At 47.4% G+C, this 24,262-nt stretch carries 22 protein-coding genes; 6 read left to right on the forward strand and 16 right to left on the reverse strand.

Translation table 11 applies throughout. The annotated features are described in order from the left end of the window. Nucleotides 1-208 precede the first annotated feature (208 nt). Nucleotides 209-1,576, reverse strand: coding sequence for an MATE family efflux transporter (locus AC4PHM_RS04930; RefSeq protein ID WP_492019798.1), 1,368 nt, complete (start codon nucleotides 1,574-1,576; stop codon nucleotides 209-211). 781 nt (nucleotides 1,577-2,357) lie between these two features. Between AC4PHM_RS04930 and ilvB the strand changes: the two genes are divergently transcribed. Continuing rightward, nucleotides 2,358-3,980, forward strand: a complete 1,623-nt coding sequence (ilvB, locus tag AC4PHM_RS04935; RefSeq protein WP_492019799.1) for a biosynthetic-type acetolactate synthase large subunit — start codon at nucleotides 2,358-2,360, stop codon at nucleotides 3,978-3,980. A 36-nt stretch (nucleotides 3,981-4,016) separates the two neighbouring features. Further along, nucleotides 4,017-4,499: an acetolactate synthase small subunit gene (ilvN, locus tag AC4PHM_RS04940; protein WP_492019800.1), complete on the forward strand. Its 483-nt coding sequence runs from the start codon at nucleotides 4,017-4,019 to the stop codon at nucleotides 4,497-4,499. Between the two features lie 102 nt (nucleotides 4,500-4,601). Here the strand turns inward: ilvN and AC4PHM_RS04945 are convergent, their stop codons facing one another. From AC4PHM_RS04945 to AC4PHM_RS04960, 4 genes are all read right to left on the reverse strand, one after another. Then, nucleotides 4,602-4,892 carry a CC/Se motif family (seleno)protein gene (locus tag AC4PHM_RS04945; protein WP_492020462.1) on the reverse strand — a complete coding sequence of 97 codons (291 nt, stop codon included), beginning with the start codon at nucleotides 4,890-4,892 and terminating at the stop codon, nucleotides 4,602-4,604. 63 nt (nucleotides 4,893-4,955) lie between these two features. After that, nucleotides 4,956-6,581 carry a carbon starvation CstA family protein gene (locus AC4PHM_RS04950; protein WP_492019801.1) on the reverse strand — a complete coding sequence of 542 codons (1,626 nt, stop codon included), beginning with the start codon at nucleotides 6,579-6,581 and terminating at the stop codon, nucleotides 4,956-4,958. Between the two features lie 137 nt (nucleotides 6,582-6,718). Then, nucleotides 6,719-7,237 carry a DUF8052 family protein gene (locus tag AC4PHM_RS04955; protein ID WP_492019802.1) on the reverse strand — a complete coding sequence of 173 codons (519 nt, stop codon included), beginning with the start codon at nucleotides 7,235-7,237 and terminating at the stop codon, nucleotides 6,719-6,721. A gap of 224 nt (nucleotides 7,238-7,461) precedes the next feature. Next, nucleotides 7,462-7,992, reverse strand: a complete 531-nt coding sequence (locus tag AC4PHM_RS04960) for a YtxH domain-containing protein (RefSeq protein WP_492019803.1) — start codon at nucleotides 7,990-7,992, stop codon at nucleotides 7,462-7,464. A gap of 194 nt (nucleotides 7,993-8,186) precedes the next feature. On the opposite strand from AC4PHM_RS04960, the gene AC4PHM_RS04965 reads away from it, so the two are divergent. After that, complete coding sequence (locus AC4PHM_RS04965; RefSeq protein ID WP_492019804.1) at nucleotides 8,187-9,794, forward strand: peptide chain release factor 3; 1,608 nt, start codon at nucleotides 8,187-8,189, stop codon at nucleotides 9,792-9,794. 225 nt (nucleotides 9,795-10,019) lie between these two features. Continuing rightward, nucleotides 10,020-11,165: a baeRF7 domain-containing protein gene (locus AC4PHM_RS04970; RefSeq protein WP_492019805.1), complete on the forward strand. Its 1,146-nt coding sequence runs from the start codon at nucleotides 10,020-10,022 to the stop codon at nucleotides 11,163-11,165. Nucleotides 11,166-11,294: 129 nt separating this feature from the next. Here the strand turns inward: AC4PHM_RS04970 and AC4PHM_RS04975 are convergent, their stop codons facing one another. The 3 genes from AC4PHM_RS04975 to AC4PHM_RS04985 form a co-directional block, all read right to left on the reverse strand. Beyond that, nucleotides 11,295-12,506 (reverse strand): GerMN domain-containing protein, encoded by a 1,212-nt coding sequence (locus tag AC4PHM_RS04975; protein ID WP_492019806.1) that lies wholly within the window; start codon nucleotides 12,504-12,506, stop codon nucleotides 11,295-11,297. Between the two features lie 93 nt (nucleotides 12,507-12,599). Continuing rightward, nucleotides 12,600-13,976, reverse strand: a complete 1,377-nt coding sequence (locus AC4PHM_RS04980) for an alpha/beta hydrolase (protein ID WP_492019807.1) — start codon at nucleotides 13,974-13,976, stop codon at nucleotides 12,600-12,602. A gap of 479 nt (nucleotides 13,977-14,455) precedes the next feature. Next, complete coding sequence (locus AC4PHM_RS04985) at nucleotides 14,456-14,959, reverse strand: GNAT family N-acetyltransferase (protein WP_492019808.1); 504 nt, start codon at nucleotides 14,957-14,959, stop codon at nucleotides 14,456-14,458. Between the two features lie 159 nt (nucleotides 14,960-15,118). Between AC4PHM_RS04985 and AC4PHM_RS04990 the strand changes: the two genes are divergently transcribed. After that, a complete protein-coding gene (locus AC4PHM_RS04990) occupies nucleotides 15,119-16,309 on the forward strand; it encodes a MalY/PatB family protein (RefSeq protein ID WP_492019809.1) in 1,191 nt (396 codons plus the stop codon). Between the two features lie 173 nt (nucleotides 16,310-16,482). Here AC4PHM_RS04990 and AC4PHM_RS04995 read toward each other — a convergent pair whose 3' ends face one another. The 8 genes from AC4PHM_RS04995 to AC4PHM_RS05030 form a co-directional block, all read right to left on the reverse strand. After that, nucleotides 16,483-16,974 carry a GNAT family N-acetyltransferase gene (locus AC4PHM_RS04995; protein WP_492019810.1) on the reverse strand — a complete coding sequence of 164 codons (492 nt, stop codon included), beginning with the start codon at nucleotides 16,972-16,974 and terminating at the stop codon, nucleotides 16,483-16,485. A gap of 105 nt (nucleotides 16,975-17,079) precedes the next feature. Next, the gene (locus AC4PHM_RS05000) at nucleotides 17,080-18,012 is read right to left on the reverse strand and encodes an aldo/keto reductase (protein WP_492019811.1); all 933 of its coding nucleotides are present in this window, start codon (nucleotides 18,010-18,012) and stop codon (nucleotides 17,080-17,082) included. Between the two features lie 15 nt (nucleotides 18,013-18,027). After that, the gene (locus AC4PHM_RS05005) at nucleotides 18,028-18,369 is read right to left on the reverse strand and encodes a hypothetical protein (protein ID WP_492019812.1); all 342 of its coding nucleotides are present in this window, start codon (nucleotides 18,367-18,369) and stop codon (nucleotides 18,028-18,030) included. Next, a complete protein-coding gene (locus tag AC4PHM_RS05010; RefSeq protein WP_492019813.1) occupies nucleotides 18,366-19,172 on the reverse strand; it encodes an ABC transporter permease in 807 nt (268 codons plus the stop codon). The genes AC4PHM_RS05005 and AC4PHM_RS05010 overlap by 4 nt, the downstream gene beginning before the upstream one ends. Then, nucleotides 19,172-20,131, reverse strand: a complete 960-nt coding sequence (locus AC4PHM_RS05015; protein WP_492019814.1) for an ABC transporter ATP-binding protein — start codon at nucleotides 20,129-20,131, stop codon at nucleotides 19,172-19,174. Before AC4PHM_RS05015 ends, AC4PHM_RS05010 begins: the two co-directional genes overlap by 1 nt. After that, nucleotides 20,106-21,278: an ABC transporter permease gene (locus AC4PHM_RS05020; RefSeq protein WP_492019815.1), complete on the reverse strand. Its 1,173-nt coding sequence runs from the start codon at nucleotides 21,276-21,278 to the stop codon at nucleotides 20,106-20,108. Before AC4PHM_RS05020 ends, AC4PHM_RS05015 begins: the two co-directional genes overlap by 26 nt. Beyond that, a complete protein-coding gene (locus AC4PHM_RS05025) occupies nucleotides 21,278-22,255 on the reverse strand; it encodes a glycine betaine ABC transporter substrate-binding protein (protein ID WP_492019816.1) in 978 nt (325 codons plus the stop codon). Before AC4PHM_RS05025 ends, AC4PHM_RS05020 begins: the two co-directional genes overlap by 1 nt. A 123-nt stretch (nucleotides 22,256-22,378) precedes the next feature. Further along, on the reverse strand, nucleotides 22,379-22,630 hold the full coding sequence (locus tag AC4PHM_RS05030; RefSeq protein ID WP_492019817.1) for a CPF_0552 family protein: 252 nt from the start codon (nucleotides 22,628-22,630) through the stop codon (nucleotides 22,379-22,381). Between the two features lie 312 nt (nucleotides 22,631-22,942). Between AC4PHM_RS05030 and gltS the strand changes: the two genes are divergently transcribed. Next, nucleotides 22,943-24,199 carry a sodium/glutamate symporter gene (gene gltS, locus AC4PHM_RS05035; protein WP_492019818.1) on the forward strand — a complete coding sequence of 419 codons (1,257 nt, stop codon included), beginning with the start codon at nucleotides 22,943-22,945 and terminating at the stop codon, nucleotides 24,197-24,199. Nucleotides 24,200-24,262 lie beyond the last annotated feature (63 nt).

A 24,262-nucleotide genomic window follows, 5' to 3' on the forward strand; every position in this document is an offset into this window, starting at 1 on the left:
AATATTATTGAAAAAGCCATAGATTGGGAAGCTGGTGTCATTGGGCGTAAGCCGCATACACTATCTTTCCGTCCTAGGGCTTTTTCCCTTTTGAAAGCAAAAGGAAGTGCAAGCGCCATGCTTTCACTTCCCATTGCGTTGTTATTTATCCAACCTATATAGGTCCTAGGACCAGCTCTGGCACCAAAATCAACTGAGTGCCTGTCACTCAATTCAACTCAGTGTCAGACCCCAACACAGAATCTTCTTTCGGGATCCCATATTTGAACAAAACTGCGACCATCCCCAGCATGATCAATCCCTTCACAACAGAGCTTCCGGAAATGGACCACCAAATGCCGTCGAGCCCCAGAATTGCCGCAGCAGACAACAGGTAGGCAAACGGAACGCGAAGTCCGGTAAAGACTATACCGAGGACTGCAGGGTAAAGCGGCTTGTTTAGTGCGTTAAAGCAGCCAGAGAATGTCATTTCTATACACATAAACACCTGAGAGAGCGACAGTATTTTGAGATATCGAACGCCAATCTCCACCGTCGTAACCTCACTTACAAAAATTCTCATCAGGGGCTCACTGAAAAAATACAACAAAGCAGAAGTTCCTATCCCAAACACAATCATGATTTGCCCCGCTTCAATTGTGCCCTTCCGAACCCGTTCAAACTGTCCGGCCCCAAAATTCTGACCAACGAACGCACTGAGCGCCGCAGCGAAGCCCTGCGCCGTCATATAAGTGATTGACTCAATCTGAACGCCAATTTTTTGAGCGGCTATCGCATCCGCGCCAAAGGACGCAATGACTTTGGCTATCAATATTGAAAAAGTATTAAACAGGCAGCGCTGGAAAGATACCGGCAGTCCTAACGCCAGCATGGATTTTACGGTTTCCAGAGAAAATGGCTGTCTCAATGAAAACACCTTGAATAACCTGCCATGCAGGAGCATATAGAGGAGAATGACCGTCACCAGCATTTGGGACAACACCGTTGCTAACGCCGCACCACCTACACCCAAACCCAGTACAAATATAAAAATGGGATCAAGGACTATATTTGTTAGAATTCCGATTGAGTTGACTTTAAAGGGAAGTCGGCTTTGGCCTGCCCCATTGAACATAGACGCAATGACGAGATTCAAAAATGAAAACAGCATACCACCGGCCATGATCCCCAGATAAGACCTGGCATTTCGTTCAACGTCAAAATTGTTGAGATCAAAAAATCCTATCAAAGGCCCCTTTGCCAGAGTCAAAAACACACCATAAGCGATACCAAAGACCACAGCTAAATATAATGCCATCCCTGCAATTTGCTTTGCATAGTCTTGCTTCCCCGCACCCAGGCTCTGAGCGATTTTCACTTCGGTGCCCACTTGCACCATGGTGATGATAGAGAGTCCAAACCACACAAAAAAGCCCGCTGTGCCTATGGCTGCCACAGCATCACTTCCCAAACGGCCAATCCAGATCATATCGACTATTTGGTTAGCCATTTGGAGAAAGGCTGTCCCCATAATTGGCAGCGCTAATGTGACCAGCGCCTTTGTTATACTTCCGCGTAATAAATAGTGTGGATTCACGGTGTGGTCTCCTTTTGGTTATGACCTGTATGGACATGGTCACGGCTCTCAGGCCTCTATGCAGAAGTCCTTGTGACCCTGACAGGTCAGACAGCACGGAACTAACTTCGGCACCTTTAGTTGATTCAACACACTAATTCTATCCGAAAAATTTGGACGTGAAAAGATGTTTTTGGTTATAAATCACTTCCTGACCAGTGACCTTTCATCTTCTAATCCACACACCAACTGCAGCGTAATCCCCCCACTTTTTGCCGCAGCGGACCCTCTTAAAGCATGACCACAAATTGAAGTCTGCCACAAGCTCTTGAATTCACAACGACTCAGCCAACAAATTATTTTTTATAAAATTTTCAGACAAATTATCTAAATATTCTTGACATGTCTCTCTTCAGTACCTATAATGAGAACAATATCTCAAAAGGTGTTGACGGAGTTAAAGGTATCCCCCGTGTTCCAAGAGAGTCGCTACCGGTGTGAATGCGACATCACGGCATACTCATGCTCGCTCTCGAACCGCCTGTTCGAACAGGATTAAGCAGTCTGGCCTTTCTTACGGCTCGAACCGCTGAAGTCCCGAGTAGGTCAGGCCGCGTGCTCGCGTTACAGGGCAATGGTTCTGTCATTGACACTGACACGACCAGATCGAGTGATGTCCAGAGACTGGGCATACATAGAGTGGTACCGCGGAGTAAACTTCGCCTCTAACAAACAGAGGCGGAGTTTTTTTATTACCCACACCCCTTATGTCACACCAGAAACGAAAGGAGCTAGATGTAAAGTGAGAGTAGCGGACATTATCATTAAGGCATTTGAAATGCAAGGCATCACAACAATCTTTGGTTATCCCGGCGGTGCAAATCTGCCGCTTTACGATGCACTAAGACTAAATCAAAATGTCAAGCATGTCCTTGTTCGCAATGAGCAGGCAGCAGCGCATGCAGCAAATGGCTATGCCCGCGCAAACAAAAAGATTGGTGCTTGCATGGCGACTTCGGGACCGGGCGCAACTAACCTTATTACCGGAATTGCGACCGCTTATATGGACTCCATCCCTATGATCATCATTACCGGCCAGGTTAAATCTGACCTCATAGGCAAAGATGTCTTCCAGGAAGCGGATATTGTCGGTGCAACAGAATCCTTTACAAAGCATAATTATTTAGTCAAGAATCCTAACGAAATCCCCAGGGTTTTGGCTGAAGCCTTTTATATTGCCACTACAGGACGACCCGGTCCAGTCCTGATCGACATCCCGCGTGATGTTCTGGAGGCACGCATTCCATTTTCAACGCTTCCGAATGTCTCTATCCCGGGTTATAATCCAACGACAGAAGGCCACGCCGGTCAAATCAAGCGCGCGCTGCAGAAACTGAATGCAGCCAAGCGCCCCATCATATTTGCAGGCGGCGGCGTCATAGCTGCAAAAGCAACCCAGGAGCTTCAGGCCTTCGCGAACGCAGCACGCATCCCGGTCATCAACACCCTGATGGGACTCGGTTCCTTCCCTATGGATTCCCCACTCTTCATTGGGATGGTTGGTTATCACGGTCAGGATTATGCCATGGAAATCATAAGCAAAGCTGATTTTGTCCTGATCGCCGGTTCCAGAATGTCTGACAGGGCAACGCTCAACTTTAAAGCGTTGAGTCCTCAGGCGGACGTCGTTCACATTGACATTGATCCGGCCGAAATAGGAAAAATCTTCAACCATCAGATTCCGATGGTCGGCGATTTGAAACTGATCCTCAAGAAACTGGTCGAAAAGATCACACCGCTGGAGACCGAGGGCTGGCTGGAAGAAATTGCCCAGATCAAGCCAAAAAATGATCCTGTTGTTGCCAACGACTCAAAAACCGTAAGTCCAAAGATTGCGCTGCGCGTCCTTTCCGACAAACTGGACAATGATGCCATTCTCGTCGCGGATGTCGGCCAGAATCAAATCATCGCCGCGCGCAACTTCCCATACAATGGCAATAGAATGTATCTGACGTCAGGCGGTCTTGGCACAATGGGCTACAGCTTGCCGGCGGCTATTGGCGCAACTTATGGCGCGCCTGACAAACAAGTTGTCAGCGTGGTCGGGGACGGCGGCATTCAGATGCTGATCGCGGAACTCGGTACCTTAAAGCAATCCGGTCACAAAATGATGGTTATGCTGTTTAACAACCATCGGCTGGGGATGGTTAGAGAACTTCAGGATACACAGTTTAACAGCAATTACTATTCAGTGGACTGGGAATTCACCCCGGACTTTGTGAAAATCGCGGAAGCCTATGGTTTGCCGGCTGTTCGGGTCACTTCAAACGCTGAAGTTGGCAAGGCAATTGATGCTGCCCTCGCCGCAGACGGTCCTTACTTTATTGAATGCATGGTCGATCCTGAAGAGAATTGCTTAACGTAAACTGAGTTCATGATGCAGATGTAGGAGGCTCATATTATGGTAGTCCAAAAACGTTTTATTTCCCTTTTGGTTGAGAATAATGCCGGTGTGCTCAGTCGAATCGCGGGACTTTTTACACGGCGCGGTTACAACATAGAGTCTTTGACCGTTGGCGAAACGGAAAATCCACGAATTTCAAGGATGACCATTGTCATGACCTGTGACTCCGCCACTTTCGAGCAGATCAAAAAACAGCTGAACAAACTCATTGAGGTCATCAAGATCACTGAACTCAAAAATGACAACGCATTAATGAGGGAACTGATCCTCATCAAGTTGAAGGCGAATGACAATGACAGATCCAAGCTCATTGAAATCAGCAATATTTTCAGAGCCAAAGTCATTGATGTGACCATGTCTACCATGACCATTGAACTGACGGGCGACGAAATCAAAGTCAGCGGTTTTCTTGAGATGATGCGGCCATTTGGCATTGTTGAATTGATCAGAACCGGATTCTGCGGCATTGAGCGCGGTTAGTGCAAGCTGCTCTTTCTCAATTCCAAACTAAAACAAAACAAACCCTCCGGACCTGTGATCATTTCCATCACATAAATAGCCCGGAGGGTTTTTTCGTTCCCTTTACAACATATTGAGACCTTCTGCTTCCAGGGACCTCATGCCCAGAAAGCGTTTGACGTGAATTCTGACCTCGCCCTTCCTGGCGTCAGCGCCCTTAAAGACATAGACCTTAAGTCCGCCAGACTCCAGACTATCATATTTGTGAATTGGATCTTTTGGAGGACCAAAATACGCCGTGGGCTCGCTGACAGGGACACAGCTGTTTCCTGCAGTAAACAAATCCAGCGTCAGCTCAGTATGGCCTTTCTCGGCAGCGAGCTTTAAAACTTCTTCAGAAATGATCAGTTTAATGTTGAAATTCCCCCTTCTCTGCTCTAATCAAAGCGAAAGTCGGCGCCCTTCTCAAAACCAGCGCTACTTTGCTTCTTTAGGCGCCACGACCACACTAGAAAAGAGAACTTTGTAGGACAGTTTGATAAGCACCAGCGCGAGGACAAACAATACCGAACCAAAGATGACCAGCGCATAATTGCCGCCAACCAGGTTCGCTCTGACCAGAAAGACAAGTGCCGTCAAAGTTACTGCAAACATAAAGATCATAGGGACTTTGATCATGGCATGCGCCTTGCCGGCTTTTTTAAGCCATGCTGCAGCCGCGAGAAGCGCCAGTGCCGCGAGCAATTGGTTTGCTGACCCGAACACCGGCCAAACTTTCGCGTATCCGGTAGCGCCTAGCCAACCGCCAACGGCGACTGTAACCAGTGTCGCGAAATATCTATTGGTCAGTAGTTTGGTCGCCCCTGTTGCCTGAGCTTCACCCTTGTCGAAAAACTCCTGGAAGATAAAGCGTCCAATCCTGGTTCCGGAATCGAGGGAAGTTAAAGCAAAAGCGGAAACAGCCAAGGCAACAAAAGATTTTCCAAGTGCTATATCTATGCCGATGGTCGTCATAAACGTACCAACCCCATCTGCGAATACATTCGTTGGTCCTCCTGCTGCAAGGAGCTCTGCCAAGCGGTCAGCGCCAATATAAGCGGCAGTGATCAGCGAAACGACCGCGAGAACGCCTTCAATCAGCATGGAGCCATAGCCTATCAATTTGATGTCTTTTTCGGAGTCGATCTGCTTGGAGGACGTTCCTGAGCTGATCAGGGAGTGGAATCCGGAAATCGCGCCGCAGGCAACGGTAACAAACAGAATTGGGAACATGTAACTGGTCCCGACTTGAAAACTGGTAACAGCCGGCAGCTGGATGTCAGGTCGGAAGAATAAAAGTCCCACTATCGCGCCACCAATCATGGCATAAAGCAGGAATGAGTTCAAATAGTCTCTTGGCTGGAGCAGAATCCAAACCGGCGTAACAGAAGCGACGAAAATATAAGCAAGAATGAAAGCATACCAGACTTCAAAGGAAGCGACAATAGGAAATTGTACGCCTACCCAGACACATGCGAAAAGGAGAATAACGCCAACAATGGTAGCCGGCATGAGCCCGATGCCCATTCGGTTTGTCGCGAAGCCAAAGACCACAGCCAAAGCAATGAAGAGCAGCGATGTCGTCGCGACTGACGGCACGCCAACAAAGCTGTTGGCGACGATATTCGCAAAGGCTGCGATAACAAGCAGCAGGGTTACCCATGCGAATAGGTTGAAAAGTTTCTTCCCTGTGTCTCCAATGGTGTCCTCTATAACATTGCCGATTGACTTACTGTCATGTCTCACAGAGGCGAACAGCGATGCGAAGTCATGGACACCGCCAAAAAAGATGCTTCCAAAGACGATCCATAAAAATACCGGTACCCAGCCAAAGATTGCTGCAGATATTGGACCGACAATTGGTCCAGCACCGGCGATGGACGCGAAGTGATGACCTAAGAGTACCGGTGCTTTAGCCGGCACGTAGTCTACCCCATCACCCATAGTGTGGGCAGGTGTCTTTCGACCGACGTCGACGCCCCATTTCTTGGCGAGCCAGGAACCATATGTAACATAAGCAATTAAAAAGACAATGATGGAGACAGCAATGAGTGTTAAAGCCATAACCCAACCTCCCTAATGATCTATTGTATCTCGGACCTCTGCAGTTGTCCGGGATGACCATGTAAAAGGCCTCGCCCCTGTCCAGGGTGGGCTTGAAGCTATGTAACAGAGTACCAAGCACACTGAATACTCACAAGCTAAATCACTTCTGCGGTGCCGATGGTACAAAAAAACTTCGCCGCCTTTTTCGCTTCCTTGCTCGCTGTGACTGTTTGACTCTCCGTCTCGATCAGGATGATTCTGAATGAAGTCCATCCCTTGAGGCCAAGCCAGTAAGACTGCTGTTTTCTGTACCGCTCAACTTTTCGTTTAATTTCTGGAGCCACTGGTCCTGATGTCAGAAAAACTCCAGTCACAACCGTAGACATATGCTCTTCGCTTGGAACAACGTGGCGTTCGGCAGCCTCCAGCATCGCCGCTTCAAGGCGGTCTATCCAAGAATTGTCAAGCTCTTCTAAGGCTTTCACAAAGCAGAGTTCGTTGTTTTCAAATGCATACATAACCGCTGATTTAAAAAGCAAATAGGCTTCATTTCTAATATTGGAGCGCGCGGCAATATCAAACCGGAGATCGCCGTAAAGCATTTCAGACTCCGGCAGAAAATCAAAATATCGTTTTAATTTATCTCTTAGCTGCTCCAAATGGTTTGATGTCACGCTGAACACCTCAATTACAATTTTGTATTATTGTAACATAATTCTGATAATTCAGGGCAGCCCTTGCATGAGTTGCCATATTCCCTTCATGAAATACCGTGTACAAAGGTTACACTATTGTTCTGGACACGTAAAAGGCATATGACATCCAAATGAGTAAGCCTATGTGGCTCAGGCTCATAATTAATCACTTGGATGCATATGCCTTCCTCTGTCATGTAAATTTACTTGTTGATTTCCTCAGCCGCTTCAGCGACTTCATCTTCAACAGTTTCTTTGATTTCCTCTGTGTCTTCTTTAACTGACTTAACTTTGGATTTCACAGTTTTCTTAACCTCTTCGACTTTTTCTGAACCGGCATCAACAACACCTTCGAAAAATTCTTCCGCATCTTCGAAGAAGTCTTCTGCGACTTCTTCTACATCTTCGAAAGAGTCTTCCAGTTTTCTCTTTTTGGCGCTTAAGAGACCACTAGCCTTGTCTTTAAGATCCACAGCCTTTTCTTTGGCGCCTTCCAGTGCGCCCGAGGTAGTATCCACCACTTTGTCAACATTCGCTTTTACCTTTTCTGCACTGTCAGAAACTGTTTGTTTGACATCTGCACGCAGCTCCTTGCCTGACTTCGGTGCTGTGAACAAGGCGACAAGGCCTCCCAGCAATGCACCAATACCAAGACCGGCACCTACTTTTTTAGCATCTTCTAATTTTTGTTTTCTGGCAATAGCTGCTTTTTTTTGTTTAAGTTTTTTCAACATGAGATCCACTCCTTTTGCCACTATTTTGATTTCCTTACCACCATTTATAACCAGTTAGATATTATCTAAACACAGCGAGTCGAAATTCTATGCTGTATCCCCTCAAATTCTTGACTTTTCAAAGGTTTAACGATATTATTTTACTTTGAATGACACCGAATCACTCCAATTCATGATTTTAAAGGAAGCTGAGTATGTCTGATATGATTTCATCTTTACAAGAAAATGTCCGCAAGCGTAGAACCTTCGCGATTATCTCCCATCCGGATGCGGGAAAAACAACTTTGACTGAGAAACTGCTCCTATACGGTGGTGCCATCCGCGAGGCCGGTTCGGTCAAATCCAGACGGGCTGCCAAGCATGCGGTTTCCGACTGGATGGAAATTGAAAAACAGCGCGGCATTTCGGTCACGTCCAGCGTTCTTCAATTTGAATATGACGGCTATTGTGTCAATATCCTGGACACACCGGGTCACCAGGACTTCAGTGAGGACACCTACCGCACCCTGATGGCAGCGGACAGTGCAGTCATGGTTGTCGACTCAAATAAGGGTGTTGAGGCTCAAACGAAAAAACTCTTTAAAGTATGTAATATGCGTGGGATTCCTATCTTCACCTTCATCAATAAACTCGACCGCGAAGGCCGGGATCCCTTTGAGCTCTTGGAAGACATTGAGAAGAACCTCGGGATTCGCTCTGTGCCTATCAACTGGCCAATAGGCTCAGGCAAAGAGTTTAAGGGGGTCTATAACAGGCAGACCCAGACTATTGAACTTTTCGGAGACAGCAGCCACGGTCAGTCTAAAGGACAATCCATCACGGGAAACCTTGAGGATCCTCAAATCATTACATTGCTCGGTAATGTTCTCCACAAAAAGCTGATTGAAGATCTTGAGCTCCTGGATATAGCCGGGGATGAATATAACCTAGAAATGATCCTCAGCGGCAAGCTGACACCAGTTTTCTTTGGCTCTGCCCTGACCAACTTTGGCGTCCGACCATTTCTCGAGACCTATCTCGAGGTATCTCCGCCGCCAGCCGCCCGATCCAGCAATTTAGGGCCTATTGATCCTGTAAGTGACAATTTCAGCGGGTTCATATTCAAAATCCAGGCGAATATGAATCCCAACCATCGGGATAGAATAGCTTTTCTGCGTATTTGCTCAGGAAAATTTGAAAAAGGCATGGCCGTGAACCACGTCCAAAAGAATAAGAAAGTAACCTTGTCTCAGCCTCAGCAATTTTTGGCTCAGGACCGCGTCATTGTCGAGGATGCCTATCCGGGAGATATCATAGGCATCCACGACCCAGGCATATTTAATATTGGGGACACACTTTGCCAGGACAAGTCACTTCTGAAATATGACGGCATTCCTATGTTCGCACCGGAGCACTTTGCCAAGATTTACACCAAGAATGCCCTCAAGCGAAAGCAGTTTGTCAAAGGAATCTCCCAGCTCTCAGAAGAAGGCTCTATTCAGGTATTCCGCAGACCAAATGTCGGCGTTGAGGAGCTGATTATTGGGGTTGTAGGTGTGCTTCAGTTTGAAGTACTCGAGTACCGCCTTCTCAACGAATATGGCGTTGAGGTTCAGCGCCAGCCACTGCCTTACCGCTACATTCGCTGGATCAAGACAGATGGTCCTTTCGACAGAAAATCCTTCTCGCTGCCTATGGATACATTGATTGTAGAGGATGAGTATGAACACCCCGTCATTCTGATGCAAAATGAATGGACCATTCAACAGGTGATGGACAGGAATAAAAATGTTCGACTTGAAGAAGTTTCAGAGAGATTATAGCCTGACAGAGCCTTTACGGCTCTGTTTTTTTATGTTTGAAAGCTAATTCTATTTCACGTCCACCCCAAAACTCCCCCATCCCCCCACTGTTACGTCACCGCATTTCCTGGGTATCTATATAGTGCGGAAACTTAGCATCCCGCAGGGCGGCCACGCCTTGGAATGACATAATCCGACACCGTCATTCACCCTGATCTAGCCTGATTCAGGACAAAGGAGACATACATGGATACGTTTAGAAAACAAGATCTTGAACGTTTGCTCCTCGCCGAAGCAGAAGGCTGCGTGACTATTTATCTGCCGACTTTTAAAGCCGGCCCGGAAGTTCAGCAGGCACCTATTATGTTAAAAAATCTCACCAAGGAAGCTGAGGAACGGCTGGTTCAGCTCGGGCGACGCAGACCGGAAGTTTTAGAAACACTGAAGCCTATTGAAAAATTGATCCATGACACCGAGTTTTGGAAACATCAGAACGAAGGTCTCGCAGTGTTCCTGACTCCGGATACATTTGAAACCTTTAGACTGCCCGTGCATTTCGAGCCATCCGTCAGCATAGATCTCAAGTTGAATGTCAGACCTCTGCTCACACATTTGCATGGTGACGGCACCTTTTATATTCTGGCTGTCAGTATAAATGATGCAAGGTTTTTTAAAGCCGGCAAATTTGAAATTGAAGAGCTTGAAATAGAAAACCTTCCGCTCAATAAAGATCAGGCGCTCGGTCTTGACAAATCTCAATCCATTTCCCTTAAGAATGGTGCTGGTGCCGCCTTAGGTGTACCATCTCATGGCTCTCTCGAGCTCAGTGATATTGAAAAAACTGAGATTCGTCAGTATTTCAGAAAAATTGATCACGCCCTAACGGAACTTCTGAAATCCGGAAAAGAACCTCTGGTAATCGCCAGTGTGGAAACCCTGTTTCCACTTTATAAGGAAGTCAACACCTATCCGCACCTGATGGATGAATGCCTGAAAGGAAGTCCTGAGGCACTTTCTCCTGCACAGCTTCACAACAAGGCTTGGCCTATTGTCAAAGATCACTTCACAACACCTCTAACGCGCGCGATAGAAAAATTCACCATGCTTCATGGCCAAGAGAGCCCGCTAGCATCTGCCAAATTGGAAGAAATCTTTTTCGCAGCCCATCAAAACCGTGTCGAGGCCCTCATGATGGCGAAAAATGCCGGTCAATGGGGTACCTTCGACCTCGAACAGCAATCTCTAGAAGCCGCTGAAGTTCCAGAGGTGACCCACAGAGATCTGCTGAGTGCCTTAACTGCTCCTGCACTGCTTTCAGGCGCAGCTGTCTACATGCTGGATCTGGAAGATATGCCAGAGGGCGAACCACTGGCAGCGGTATTCAGGTATTGATTTGAGTTAAAAATCAGGAAGGCGGGTGTGACAGACGCTAGCCCTCTGACGCCGCCTTCCAATAAAAAGAGAAGACCTCGGCCACCTGAGGTCTTCTCTTTTTACCATTTTACATCCTAAATCCATACATTACTCCAAAGGCTTATCCAACAAAATATTCCCTAGTGTCGCACCTTTCTGACCTTCCACTAGAATCTGAACTTTCTCAATACTTGGAAACTCTTGGAGTGTCTTCAGAATCGAGGACAGCGTCATAATTTCACCGGCACTTCCGCCTGGATGATTGTCCACAAACTCTTTAGAGAAGTCAACTGTACATAATCCGTTTGCGACCGAAATCCCTAGAAGTCTTGTACCTTCAGGGATCGTCGCTCTGAGATTTTCACTCTGCGGTCCCCAAATGAGTCCCATAACTGCCGCTCTGGCAACGGCGCCGTCAGAAACCAGCATGGTTCGGATTTCGGGAAGGACACCATCAGCCTGAGGCGTGGCAAAATAAAGCGTCACTGGAACCTGCGTCAGCTTGCCTCCCATGTACAGACTATAGGAGACAGGAATACTGGAGTCTGAGAGCTGCAGAAGCTTTTCAAAGGACAGGATTCCAGCACCTTCACGAAACACCCTGACTTCGTAATACGGCGAACCGACCTCTTGATGGCGCACCGTGAACTGCTTTTTGCCATCGACAATTTCAACCTTTTGAATAATAGCGTCAATCTTAGCCGTGCGGCCACTCTGGTCCATCAGCGTCTCCGTCCAGGTTGTCCCTGCAACCAGCGGGGTTTCGATTACCGTCAGCCGGTCAAATTTTGAATCCAGCATCATGGGTGCCTTCTTTTCCTGAATGAGCGCATTGCCCTGGAGGATGTAGTTTAAGGAGATCCCGCGCCCCAAATTGCCCTCACCATCCGAGCTGTCCAATACCTCGCCAGAGAGCACATAGGTCCTTCGGTTAGCCGCTTCTTCAATCCGATCCAGAGTCACGGTATGGCCATATTCAGCAAAGCCGTTGTAGATCCAGGTATGTCCAATCTCTGATGGAAGCAGTGCCGCAAGCGCGTCGCGCTCATAAATGAGGTCGTTGATCCCCGCTGTACTGGTATAGGCATTCCAGCGAACATCCTTGCCCAGCAGCTCTGCAACCTCGCGCATTGGCACATAGGTGCGGTTGTTATAGAGAAAATTGTCCATGGTGACAGGGTTCCCGTTGACTTCAACGCGAATCAAATTGCGGTAGACGCGGACCAATTCGCCGGTATCTGCGCCAGCAGAAAGCATAACCCCCGCTGTAAAGGCAATCGCCAGCAGGGATAGAACTAAAAAAAACCAAACTTTCCTCATTATGTTCACCTCCATTAGGTGAAAAAAATGATGCATTTGAACCAAACGTAGTTGAATTCAAGCTCCGAGCTCACAGGATATGACTTCAGTGGCTTAATTCACAAACTCCAGTATGGCTTGAATCACTTCTACAGATACGTGATCAGCCACATTGTATTCCTCCGGTGTGCTGAGGGTACCAACTCTTGGACTGCCAGAGCCTGTCATCATAAGATGATTAAGCTCCGGAAACGTTTCCAACTTGACACCGTTTCTTCCTGAAAGTGCCGCCTCCCAGAGACCAAAATCCGCCATAGTCACCTGGTAGTCACGCTCCCCTTGCAGGATGAGCATCTTCAGGTCGAGCGTTTTCGCCACTTCAGCCGGCTGGTAGCCCTGAAGGTCCAGCCAGTAGGCTGCCGGAACCCCAAGAAGCTGTTCTGGCGGCGTTTTCGGATCCAACTTTGGATCCTGAATAAGAGCGATATGTTCTTTGACTTCCTTGAGATTTTCAGTTTCATAATCCGTCACATCCCCATCAATGCCGGCAAGATAAGTCATCTGCTCCAGCATCAGTTCCTCCAGGGGCCTTGCTGCCCCCGCCATGATAATCAACCCGGCGAGTCCATTCGACTGCACGCCAATCCTGGGCGCCAGCATTCCACCTAGGCTGTGGCCCAGCACATACACCCGCGATGCGTCAACCTCAGGCATGGCCATAGCCAGCTCCACGGCAAGAAGCGCATCCTCTATTGTTTCCTCCTGAACCGTCATCTCAGGCACTTCCGCCATCAGCTTCTGTCCGTGCACCAGAGTCCGCTTGTCGTACCTGAGCACTGCAACACCTTCTGAGGCCAGCCCCAGTGCCAAATCCTTAAAAGGCTTGTTTGGGCCGATGGTCTCATCACGATCATTCGGTCCCGATCCATGAACCAGAACCACCAATGGCCACTCCTTGCCGCTCCCCTGATCCCCAGCCGGCAGCGTCAATGTCCCCGGGAGAGCCCATTCCCCTTCTCCAATCACGACCTCGCGCTCTTCTATCCGTTCCAAGTCAGCATAGTTTGGAACTTCGTAGGGCGGTGTCTCCACCGCAGTATCTTCGGCAGGCTGGAAGAACAGCCCTGCTATTCTTTGATCGCTGTTGAAAACCATTCGTATGTTCAAAGGCGACTTTTCAAATTTCACAGTGGCAATTACCACGTCATAACCTTCTGAAGTTTCCTGTTTTCTGCTGATCTCATTCTGATAAGGGCCAACTTGGGAAAGGAGCTGCTCCCATAGGTCCCCAAGCTTATCGGTTGGAATGGCTTTCAGCATGTCAGCATCAAAATAACCAGAAGCGGCTTCAAAATCCTCCGCCACCAGAGCCGCAACAAAGTCGGTCGCCAAGTCATCAATCTCCCCTTCTAACGGCGCCAGAGCTGCTGGTTCCTCAGGTTTCGAGCAGGCTGTCAAGGTCATCACACCTAGGGAAACAATCAACGCCATAATGAGCCATCCCAATCGCTTCATTTGGGCTTCGCTCTTTAAAAAATTATCAGTACCAGTTTTCAATATAACCACGACCTTCCTGTTTACTTTTGAACCTACTAAGTATTTAACTTATACCTGTTTTTACGGCGATTAACCGTTAAGAGAGGGAAAAGTAGATGTAAAGCACTGATCATTAGAATGTTGAGTCTGCGGATTTTGTCTGTCGATCCCGCTTTCAGGTTAAATTATCTTCTTTCCTTCCTTACTCTATCCTCATTTTCAAAACAACAAAAGCCACCTCGGTGAAATACAAACCAAGGTGGCTTCAGAGTCTCATCACTCTTATTAAAAAAATCTGGTTATAGCCATATTGATAAAGTAAGCCGCTAACAGCAGCAACATAGTCCTCGTTCAGACCGGAATTTTTTTAAACCAGGGACGCTTCAATTCTTGCATTATTTCAACTCCTTCAAACAATACAAACACATTGTGTGTTATCTTAAGCTCATCTTATAACTTGGCTCTTCCTGCTTCAGATCCTCATGCCACTTCATGCCTTCATAGAGAAAACCCAGTTTTTCGAGAATTCTTCCAGAAACAACATTTTGGGGATCAGTAGAGGCTACAATCCGTTCTATAGATTGTACGCCACGCGCATAAGAAATGCAAGCCTTCGCAGCTTCTATGGCATAACCCTTCCCCCAGCAGCGTTTTGCGAAGTGGTAAATCAGTTCCGCTTCCGCCTCGTTCTCCCCAGGATTGAACCCACAGGCACCAATTAGGCATTGATCCTGTTTCTCGTAGACACCATAGACAGAAAGCCCGCGGTTCCGCTGCAGCTCTGCATAATAATTAATTGCCCTCAACTCTCGCTCACGTGTCCCAGGGCCACCACAATACTGCATAACCTCCCCATCCCCCCAGAAGGTCATGATCTCCTCAAGATCTCCTGGTTCAAGCAAACGCAGTCCAAGACGTTCGGTTTCAAATAGAAACATGAACACTGCCCCTTTGGTATAATTTTTCAGTCAATTTCCCATCAAATTCCAGGGATTCAGCTATGTATTTGGGTAATTACGAACAGAGCATAGCGTGATACTGATTCAATTATAGACGCAGCCAATAGAAGTTACAACCTAACCGGAGGAGATTGAAGCATGTCAGAACACTACAATTTTGACCAAATTTTAAATCGAACTAACACCGACTCACTCAAATGGGACTGGATGAGTAAATTTCTCCCCAAAGCCCCAAAAGATGCCCTGCCACTCTGGGTGGCGGATATGGATTTTCCAGTTGCCGAACCAATCCTTCAGTCACTGCGGACCTGTCTTGACCGAAACATCTTTGGTTATAGCTATTACAGATCTGACGCTTATCTTGAAGCCGTCACTGGTTGGTTTAAAAGAAAATTTGACTGGGTTATAGACCCTCAGGCCATCTATTATAGTCCAGGCGTCGTTCCGGCCATTGGAGTGCTTATTCGGCTTTTAACAGAGCATGGCGATGCGATAATCATTCAGCGCCCTGTCTATTATCCGTTTACAGATAAGATAGTCAACAACGGGCGTCATGTGGTCAATAGTCCGCTCAAAATACAAAATGGCCGTTATGAAATGGATCTCGAAGACCTCGAAATGCATCTCAAAAAACCTGAAAACAAGGGTTTAATCCTATGCAGCCCCCATAATCCGGTTGGCCGTGTCTGGACGCCAGATGAGCTCCGAAGTGTTGTCGATTTGTGCAGAACTTATGACAAGTGGATCATTTCAGACGAGATTCACGGGGATCTTACTCGTAAAGCCATTACCCATTACCCACTGGAAGCCTTGTGCCCTGAATATAAGCACAACATCATCACCTGTACAGCGCCTTCCAAAACCTTTAACCTGGCAGGACTACATCTCTCCAACATCATCATAAATGATCCTGAGCTCCGTAGTCGCTGGACTGAGGAAATTGATGGTCGTCTCTCTGTAGGTATGGCAAGCCCGTTTGCTATTGTTGCTGCCATTGCTGCCTATAATGAGGGGGATGTCTGGCTTGAACAGCTCAAAGACTATCTGGATGACAATATCCGCTTTGTCAGCGAATACTTAAGCTCACACCTCCCAGAAGCAACCATATATGATACAGAAGGCACCTACCTGGTCTGGGTTGACTTGAGCCATTACGAATCGGATCCTGTCAAGCTCGAAAGTTTGATGCTGCAAAATGCGAAAGTCGCTTTGGATGAAGGCTACTTTTTTGGACCTGAAGGCAATGGATTTGAGCGCCTAAATGTCGCATGCCCAAGAGAGACGCTGGAGAAAGCACTGAACAGTATGAAAACCGCAATTCTTAAATAATTTAATCAATGCAAAAACAAAAAAGGAAGTTGGTGCCATATGACAGTCATTAAGATAGACAGTCTATACGCCAACTTCCCTTTTTTAAAAATCAATAAGTTCACTTCAAAAAACCAAGAGGCACTTATCTACAAAATCACATTTTTATGTTTTAATGCAATTCTTTCGATAGTTTAAAACAAGTCACTTCGACGCTCCACCAGCACCACATCATGCCAGGTACCGTCCTCCATCCTGCCGAGACGCTCTCGAATTCCTACTTCCCGGAAACCACATTTCAAATGTAGTCCGCGACTAGCTATGTTACCACTCAAAATACCTGCCCACAAGGTCCAATACCCCGCCTCCTCAGAGGCTTTGATTAATGCCCTCAGAAGCTCGGTTCCGACACCAAGCCCTTTACAATTAGAAGCGACATAAATACTCAGTTCAGCTACACCTGCATAACTGTTTCGTTTTGAAGTTTGGCTCAGGGCAGTCCAACCCAATATATCGTTTCCATGCCTGGCCACAAGTCGACATGCCTCAATATGTGCCGAATCCCATTCCTTCCATTCAGGTACCTGTGTAGCGAAAGTAGCAAGGCCAGTGTCTATTCCCTCTCTATAAATTGCAGCGACCTGAGGCCAATCCTCAGGCTTCATAAAATCTATTACAAAGTTCATAATTTCTCCGCCTTTCATATAAAGGGAGGAAACAACTTGCAAAGAGACAGAAAACAAATCTCTTATGCAGTTACTTCCTCCCTTAGACAAATGCCTATACCTGCCCTACTTCACTGCATTTTGAATCTTGATCAGGTCCTCTTCAGTCAGTTCAACCAAGCCTGCTTTAACGTTTTCAGCCACTTGCTCCGGACGCTTTCCACCCGGAATAACGGCATCGACGCCTTTTTGATGCAAAAGCCATGCCAGTGCCAGGTTGGGGAGGAGGGTATTCTTTTCATCGGCAATCATCTTGAGTCTTGAAACCCGGTGCAAATTTTCTTTAAACTGAGTTTCATGAAATAAAGCCACTTTATTTCTCCAATCCTCTGGAGACAGTTTGAACTCAAGGCTATATTTGCCTCCAAGGATTCCAAAAGCCAGCGGACCATAAGGCACGAAAGCAATGCCTGCTTCGACGCAATAAGGAAGCAGCTCTTCCTCTGCTTCGCGCTGGAGCAGATTGTAGGCGCCTTGATAAGCGTTGATCAAACCGCTGCGGTTGGCTTCTTTCAACTGATCCGGCGTTGCGTTGGAAAGTCCGATTGCCTTGATTTTCCCTTCTTCTTTCAGCCGCTCGAGGGCGCCTACAGACTCCGCCAAAGGCACCTCAGGGTCCACATAGTGAATGTAATACAGGTCTACATAATCTGTAGACAGCCGTTTCAGACTCGCTTCAAGGGCTGCCCTCAAATATTCCGGCCGATTGTTGATTTTCCGGCTCCCATCCGAACCATTCTGAATGGCACCTTTTGTCGCAATGATGACCTCCTGCCGCCTACCGCGCAATTCTTCACCGAGCAGCTCCTCTGAACGTCCCAGACCGTAAGCGTCTGCCGTATCGAAAAAGGTAATCCCCCGAGAGAGGGCTTCTCTGACGAGCGCCCTTCCCTGTTCTTCATCTAACGCGCTGTACAGATTATGGCCACCCACGGCATTGGTCCCGAGACCAATCCTGGAAATCTCAAAATCAGTTTTTTTTAGTTTGATAAATTGCATTGCATAGTCTCCCTTCTAGAACGTTATGATCTGATAACCTTTCTCCAAATAGTCCGCCATAGAGGGGTGTCCGCTCATGTCCCCGGTCACTGGAATGCCAGTGGATTCATTAAACTCGAGAACGCCCATTTTAGCAGAACAGGCTTTGCAGATGCAGTCAAGCAATCCCTGCTCCTTCGCTTTCATGTATAGCGGATTCCTGGCAGTTTCCAGATCTTGGACAAGTTTCACAGCCTCACCTTCTATAACAATAACCACTGCTTCTGCGCCTCGAGCTTTCAAATCCATTGCGTTGAGTAAAACGTGTACAAAGCACATTGCGTTGCCATTGAAAGCAAAAAGTGCGTATTGATTCATAGAATTTCCTCCTCAGATGTCAATAACCTTAATGATTTGTCAGCAAACATAGCCATGAATAGAACCGGTACCGATCCCTGCACTACCATCAGCGGATCGTAAACCCTTATGCCAGAGATGATAGGAACGCCAAACCCTCCTGCACCAACAGTCGCGCCTATTGTCGCCGCCGAAATATTGATTACCAGCGCTGTTCGGATTCCTGTCAAGATAATTGGAGCAGCAAGGGGAATGTCAATGTGAAGGAACTGTTGAAAGCGAGTCATGCCCATGCCGGTTCCGGCTTCCCTGACGCTTTGAGAAATAGTTTCCATGCCCACTATGGTATTGCGAACTACAGGCAATATAGCATACAAATAAAGTGCCAGCATACAGGTTAAATTGCCGTAACCCAAAAGAGGAACAGAGAGTGCAATGACAGCCGCGCTTGGAACGGTTTCACCAATAGCACTTACAGACAGCACCAGGGATTTCAACTCCGAGTTTTGTGTTAAATGGACCAGACTTCCCAAAAATAACGAGGTGACAACTGCCAGTGACGTCGAAACCGCGACAATGAAAAAATGCTGCCATGCCAGCATATGGAGCGGTGTTCTCATCTGCAGCGCCGCACGCTTTGGAAGCCATGGAGATAAAACAGATAACCCTTCGTCAAAAAAGAAGATCCAAATCAAAAAGCCAAAGGCGTACAGCCCAGGAACGAGCCACTTTCTGATGCCCTTTGTGGAAACACCTTTGTCCCGTAAAAAGACTGAGTGTGATGAATCCGTATTGGAAACCTTAAAAAATCCTGATGTCTTCATTACTTCGACACCTCGCTCAGATAATCCGCAAGATTGTCATATTCCACTCTGACAAATCGACCACTTTCACTTTCAATTGGGACCGACCTTAAACCCAGTCTCATCATTTCTGAAAGTACTTCTTTTAGACTTACATCCGGTTGGAGCAAATTACGGTCAGACTCAGGCATAGCCTCATACCACGATGGCAGATTCTCGAGGCTGAGATCCCTCGCAAAGTAACGTTTCAGCAGTTTTAGCGGATACTCGCTCCCCAAAAAACTTTTGACAAAAGGATCCTCAATTTTACCCGCAAATTTGCCGGGGGTACCAGCATCCAGGATCAGACCCTGATTCATGAGTACAATGCGATCCGCCAGAAGTATAGCTTCTTCTACATCATGGGTCACGAAGACGACAGTTTTTCTCAGTGCTCTTTGGATCTCCATAAAGGCCAGCTGAAGTCGTTCCCTGGTTAAAGGGTCCACTGCGCCGAATGGTTCATCCATGAGCAGCACAGGCGGGTCCGCGGCCAACGCCCGGCAAACACCAACCCGCTGTGCCTCTCCGCCGGAGAGCTCTCTAGGCTTCTTTAAACGATAAGCTTCAGGTAACCCGCTCATCTCCATCAGCGCCTTAACCCGTTCTTCGATGCGCGATTCCGGCCACTTCAAGAGCCGCGGAACGACAGCAATGTTGTCATGGACGGTAAAATGAGGAAATAAGCCTACACCCTGAATACAATATCCAATCTGTCGTCTGAGCAGCTCAGGCGCGTAATCTGCAATATTCTTTCCATTAACTTCAATGCGCCCCGCATCGATGCCCACCATTCTGTTTATGGTTTTAAGAAGCGTGGACTTTCCGCATCCAGAAGGGCCAATCAGCACTGCGCATTGTCCCTCAGGCACCTCAAGATCGACACCTCTTAATGCTTCCTGAGCCCCATAGGCCTTATATACCTGTGTCAAGCGAATCATGCGCTACACCCACCCGCTGCGTCATACGATCTTCAAATAGTTTAAATACTGCTTCCAAGATCAATGCCATCAAGACGACGGGAATCGTCCCTAAAATAACCAGGTCAGTTGCCGATTGTGACAGCCCCAGAAAAATGAGCGCACCCATCCCCCCGCCGCCAATAAGCCCAGCGAGAATAGTGTTGCCCACGTTTTGTGTCACCGCAGTCCGGATTCCTGAAAAAATTACAGGCAAAGCAAGCGGCAGAAGAACTTGCCTGAAAATCTGCCGCTTAGTCATCCCAATGGCCACCGCGCTGTCAATCACTGAAGACTCCACTTGATCAAATCCCGAAAAAGCGTTCGCAGTAATGGGAAGCAGGCAGTAAAGCGTCAGTACAATAAATGCCGGCGCAAAACCGACCCCGCGAATCCCAAGATCTGCAACCAGGGGGACGTTTCTGGAAAGGACCGTCAACGGAATCATAATCAGGCCCAGCAGCGATAAGGTCGGAGCTACTTGAAACAGATTGACGGCGCCTATAATCCATTCCCTCAATCGCCGGTGTCTGTGGCAGACATAACCAAGCAGGATCCCAGGAAAAAGAGCGACAGCTGCAGAGGTCAGGGACAATGTCAGATGCCGGCGCAATTCTGCGTAGAACGTGACCTCAATATTCATAAATTCTTTGTAAAGTGCCAAATGGGGTGTGAGTCCCACCCCTGGCACTGTAATGGCAATTAAAACGGTCAGCGTCATCATAATTCCACCGTGTGGCGCACAACTTTGAAGTATGAGGATACCGGCAAATACCAGCCAGAATCCCGAGCTCAGCGAAATCCTGGCGACCTCCATGTCGAAGCTCTCCCCGGCAGGGCTTGCCTGCGAAAGCAGCAGCATCAGAAGTCCGGGAGCAAAGCACAGAAGCCACGGCACACCTAAGAGCACCATTGAGTTCCGAATGCGTTCCCTAAACACATAAAGTCCGGCTGTGATTACTAAAACCACCACTGCCGCTGTCAAGCTTTTACCGTCCAACAGCGTCGCTGCGTTCAGCGGAATACCCCTGACCACGCGGTTGGGTCTGAAGGTGCCGAGTGGTAAAAGTGCCAGGGCAAGAACAGCCAGGGTCAGACCCACTCGGACTTTTAAAGAGGTTTCTCTCATTATTTTAAAAATCCGTTTTCTTTAAGATAAGCATTCGCAACCGCAGCGGCGTCTTTCCCATCATAAGCCACCTGAGCGTTGAGCTTCTGAAGGGCTTCCAGATTCAAAGATTCAAAGATAGGTTTCAATAAACTCTCAATTTCAGGGTAAACCTCTGCGACTTCACCTCTGAGTACCGGTGCCGGCAGGTACACCGGAGGCACCTGGGCCGGATCTTCGACGACGACGAGATTCATTTTGTCCAGAGCGCCATCTGTGCCGTAAACCAGGGAAGCGTTGACATCATTGGTACCTTCCGAGAGCGCTTTTAGCATTTCGGCGGTGTTGCCTGAAGACAAAATGATAAGCTGATCATCCTTAAGTTTGAATCCATAGGCCTCTTCATAACCGAGCAGTCCCATGGTGTTCTCGGCGAACCCTGCGCTGCAGATCAGTTTGAACGGCTTTCCGGCATTGATATAGGCTGCCAGATCCGTCATGGTGACAATGTTGTTTTCTTCAGCAAACGACCGCTTTATGGCGATCATTTCAGTATTATTGGCAGAAGCCGGCGTCAGCCAAAGGAGATTCATCTTTTCTTTATCGAGTTTGGCTGTCAATTCATATCCCTTCAGTGGATCATTCCAAATTGAAGTATCTGCAGCGTCCTCAGGATGATAATATTGGCCGGAGCCAGTATAATCGAGGACCAGATCGACTTCTCCGTTTTCCAGCGCCTTTCTCAGAATGTCCGGTGTTCCAAAATTGACCTTATCCACTGTTTCGATGCCGTTTGCGTTGAGGATCTGAATGATCATTTTGCCAAAGATGCTGCCCTCTGAATCCAGCATTGTGGCGACGACGACCGGTTCTTTTGAAACTTCAGAAGGCTGCTCAGCAGGCGCTTCATCCGGAGACTCGGATTGTTGGCCGCACCCTGTTCCAAAAACGAGAGTCAGGACCAATAAAAATGCCAGTAAAATCAAATGTTTTTTCATAATTCACCTCTCATAAATGTGTCGTATTTGATGAATCTGTTGGTTCACAGCCCAGCTGTCAAATGCTATATGCTGGTTTATGAAAGAAGCCGTTACAGGTGCGTAACGGCATATTTCTATACATCAGAATTCCATGCGCTTAACGACAAAGGATTCCAACTTTTTAAGTTCACTTTCAAGGGCGTCAACTTCCTTTTCGTTGCCAGGCAAAAATTCGAGAATCAACAAACCCTTTGAGCTGCAAGAGCCTTCAACAGGGGTGTCATGAAGGCCAAGACGCGTCTTGATGTAACATCCATAGCGCGTTAGAAGCTCTTGAACCTTGAGCGCCTCCTCTTCTCTATGACCAATCAAAATCCCCATAATAATTCTCATTTGACCATCCTCCTCGAATATGCTTGAAGTGTTTTCACTTTCGTTCCTCCTGACAGAGGCGATCTACATCACTTCGATGATACCCGCTTTTCAAAAATATACTCAGACTGGAAAACGAAGGCGGTTGAATATTTTTACGCATACTCTTGAATATTCAAACAGTTTACAAAAGAATGAAAAGTATTTTTGTTACATTTTGTCGAATGCTGTGCGATTTTGTGAGGTGCATACTATAATGAGCCAGCGTCATTATTGTGACTTATATTATGTCAGCCGCACTCATTCAAAGCTTAAATCTCAGGGGGTATGTAAATGTTCGAAATGAATCAAGAAATCGGAATGATGGCACTAAACCTGGATATGATTCAGTTTTTAGCTTTCGCCACAGTCGTCCTGCTCATTGGCCAGTTCCTCAGAAAACGTCTCCAATTCCTCGAAAAATTCTGCATTCCAGCACCAGTAGTCGGTGGTTTATTGTTCGCTATTATCGCACTCATTCTCAGACAAACCGGAATCCTCGCCTTCGTCTTCAATAACACACTTCAAAGTGTTTTAATGACTGCTTTCTTCACAACTGTCGGCTTCACGGCGAGTCTCCGAGTCCTTAAAAAAGGCGGGGTCAAAGTCTTTGTATTCCTTATGGCAGCCATTGGTCTGGTCGTATTGCAAAATATCCTTGGCGTAAGTCTCGCAAAAGTTTTCGGTCTCAACGAACTTATTGGTTTGGCCACCGGCTCTACGCCAATGACTGGCGGACACGGCACTTCTGGCGCTTTCGCGCCGCTCTTTGAAGAACGGGGCGCTGTCGGTGCAATGTCTGTCGCCATGGCTTCCGCAACCTTTGGTCTGGTTATGGGCAGTATGATTGGCGGACCAATTGCGAAGTTCCTCATCGATAAAAACAAACTTAAGCCAGATTCAGCTTCCGACATGAAAAATATGGAGATTGCTGATCACGCTAAAATGCACGAAGATCCGGAATTCCTTCAGAACTCGGTAGAAGAGCAACTGATTCCAGCTACAATTACATCAGCAACCATTCAGATTATCATAGCAATGGGTATCGGAACCATTATTTCTGCTTTCCTCGGCCAGTTCATGACCTTCCCGTCATATATTGGCGCAATGTTCGCTGCAGCCATTATGCGTAATATTTCTGACATTAAAAAGTCTTGGAAGACACCTGAAATTGAGATCGAAATGATTGGCGGCATTGCCCTTTCCCTCTTCCTTGCTATGGCACTCTCAGGCCTTAAGTTATGGGAACTTGCAGAGCTGGCTGTCCCAATGGTCGTCATGCTGTTGGCGCAAACTGTTCTTATGGCAATCTACGCAATATTTGTCACATTTAATGTCATGGGCCGTGACTTCAATGCTGCGGTCATCACAGGCGGTCACTGCGGCTTTGGCATGGGCGCGACACCGAACGCCATTGCCAATATGCAAGCAATCACTGGCCGTTTTGGCCCATCACCAGTCGCTTTCTTCATCCTTCCACTGGTAGGCAGCCTTTTCATTGACTTCTTCAATGCCGCCATTATCACTACCTTCATGAACTTCTTCGGCTAAGGAGATCCACTCATTTAGAATTTCACACATTAAAAAACAACCCCGGTTTTTCGACTGGGGTTG

Source organism: Acidaminobacter sp. QWL-03 (genome assembly GCF_058683855.1).

What these genes read in the sequence shown, in the direction of transcription:
- AC4PHM_RS04960 (WP_492019803.1), bottom strand. Translation starts at nt 7,992, where the DNA reads ATGTTGAAAAAACTTAAACAAAAAAAAGCAGCTATTGCCAGAAAACAA.
- AC4PHM_RS05015 (WP_492019814.1), bottom strand. Translation starts at nt 20,131, where the DNA reads ATGATTCGCTTGACACAGGTATATAAGGCCTATGGGGCTCAGGAAGCA.
- AC4PHM_RS04975 (WP_492019806.1), bottom strand. Translation starts at nt 12,506, where the DNA reads ATGAGGAAAGTTTGGTTTTTTTTAGTTCTATCCCTGCTGGCGATTGCC.
- AC4PHM_RS05025 (WP_492019816.1), bottom strand. Translation starts at nt 22,255, where the DNA reads ATGAAAAAACATTTGATTTTACTGGCATTTTTATTGGTCCTGACTCTC.
- AC4PHM_RS05000 (WP_492019811.1), bottom strand. Translation starts at nt 18,012, where the DNA reads ATGCAATTTATCAAACTAAAAAAAACTGATTTTGAGATTTCCAGGATT.
- AC4PHM_RS04980 (WP_492019807.1), bottom strand. Translation starts at nt 13,976, where the DNA reads ATGGCGTTGATTGTTTCCCTAGGTGTGATGACCTTGACAGCCTGCTCG.
- AC4PHM_RS04985 (WP_492019808.1), bottom strand. Translation starts at nt 14,959, where the DNA reads ATGTTTCTATTTGAAACCGAACGTCTTGGACTGCGTTTGCTTGAACCA.
- AC4PHM_RS04990 (WP_492019809.1), top strand. Translation starts at nt 15,119, where the DNA reads ATGTCAGAACACTACAATTTTGACCAAATTTTAAATCGAACTAACACC.
- ilvN (WP_492019800.1), top strand. Translation starts at nt 4,017, where the DNA reads ATGGTAGTCCAAAAACGTTTTATTTCCCTTTTGGTTGAGAATAATGCC.
- AC4PHM_RS04995 (WP_492019810.1), bottom strand. Translation starts at nt 16,974, where the DNA reads ATGAACTTTGTAATAGATTTTATGAAGCCTGAGGATTGGCCTCAGGTC.
- AC4PHM_RS04950 (WP_492019801.1), bottom strand. Translation starts at nt 6,581, where the DNA reads ATGGCTTTAACACTCATTGCTGTCTCCATCATTGTCTTTTTAATTGCT.
- AC4PHM_RS05030 (WP_492019817.1), bottom strand. Translation starts at nt 22,630, where the DNA reads ATGAGAATTATTATGGGGATTTTGATTGGTCATAGAGAAGAGGAGGCG.
- AC4PHM_RS04965 (WP_492019804.1), top strand. Translation starts at nt 8,187, where the DNA reads ATGTCTGATATGATTTCATCTTTACAAGAAAATGTCCGCAAGCGTAGA.
- gltS (WP_492019818.1), top strand. Translation starts at nt 22,943, where the DNA reads ATGTTCGAAATGAATCAAGAAATCGGAATGATGGCACTAAACCTGGAT.
- AC4PHM_RS04970 (WP_492019805.1), top strand. Translation starts at nt 10,020, where the DNA reads ATGGATACGTTTAGAAAACAAGATCTTGAACGTTTGCTCCTCGCCGAA.
- AC4PHM_RS05020 (WP_492019815.1), bottom strand. Translation starts at nt 21,278, where the DNA reads ATGAGAGAAACCTCTTTAAAAGTCCGAGTGGGTCTGACCCTGGCTGTT.
- AC4PHM_RS05010 (WP_492019813.1), bottom strand. Translation starts at nt 19,172, where the DNA reads ATGAAGACATCAGGATTTTTTAAGGTTTCCAATACGGATTCATCACAC.
- AC4PHM_RS05005 (WP_492019812.1), bottom strand. Translation starts at nt 18,369, where the DNA reads ATGAATCAATACGCACTTTTTGCTTTCAATGGCAACGCAATGTGCTTT.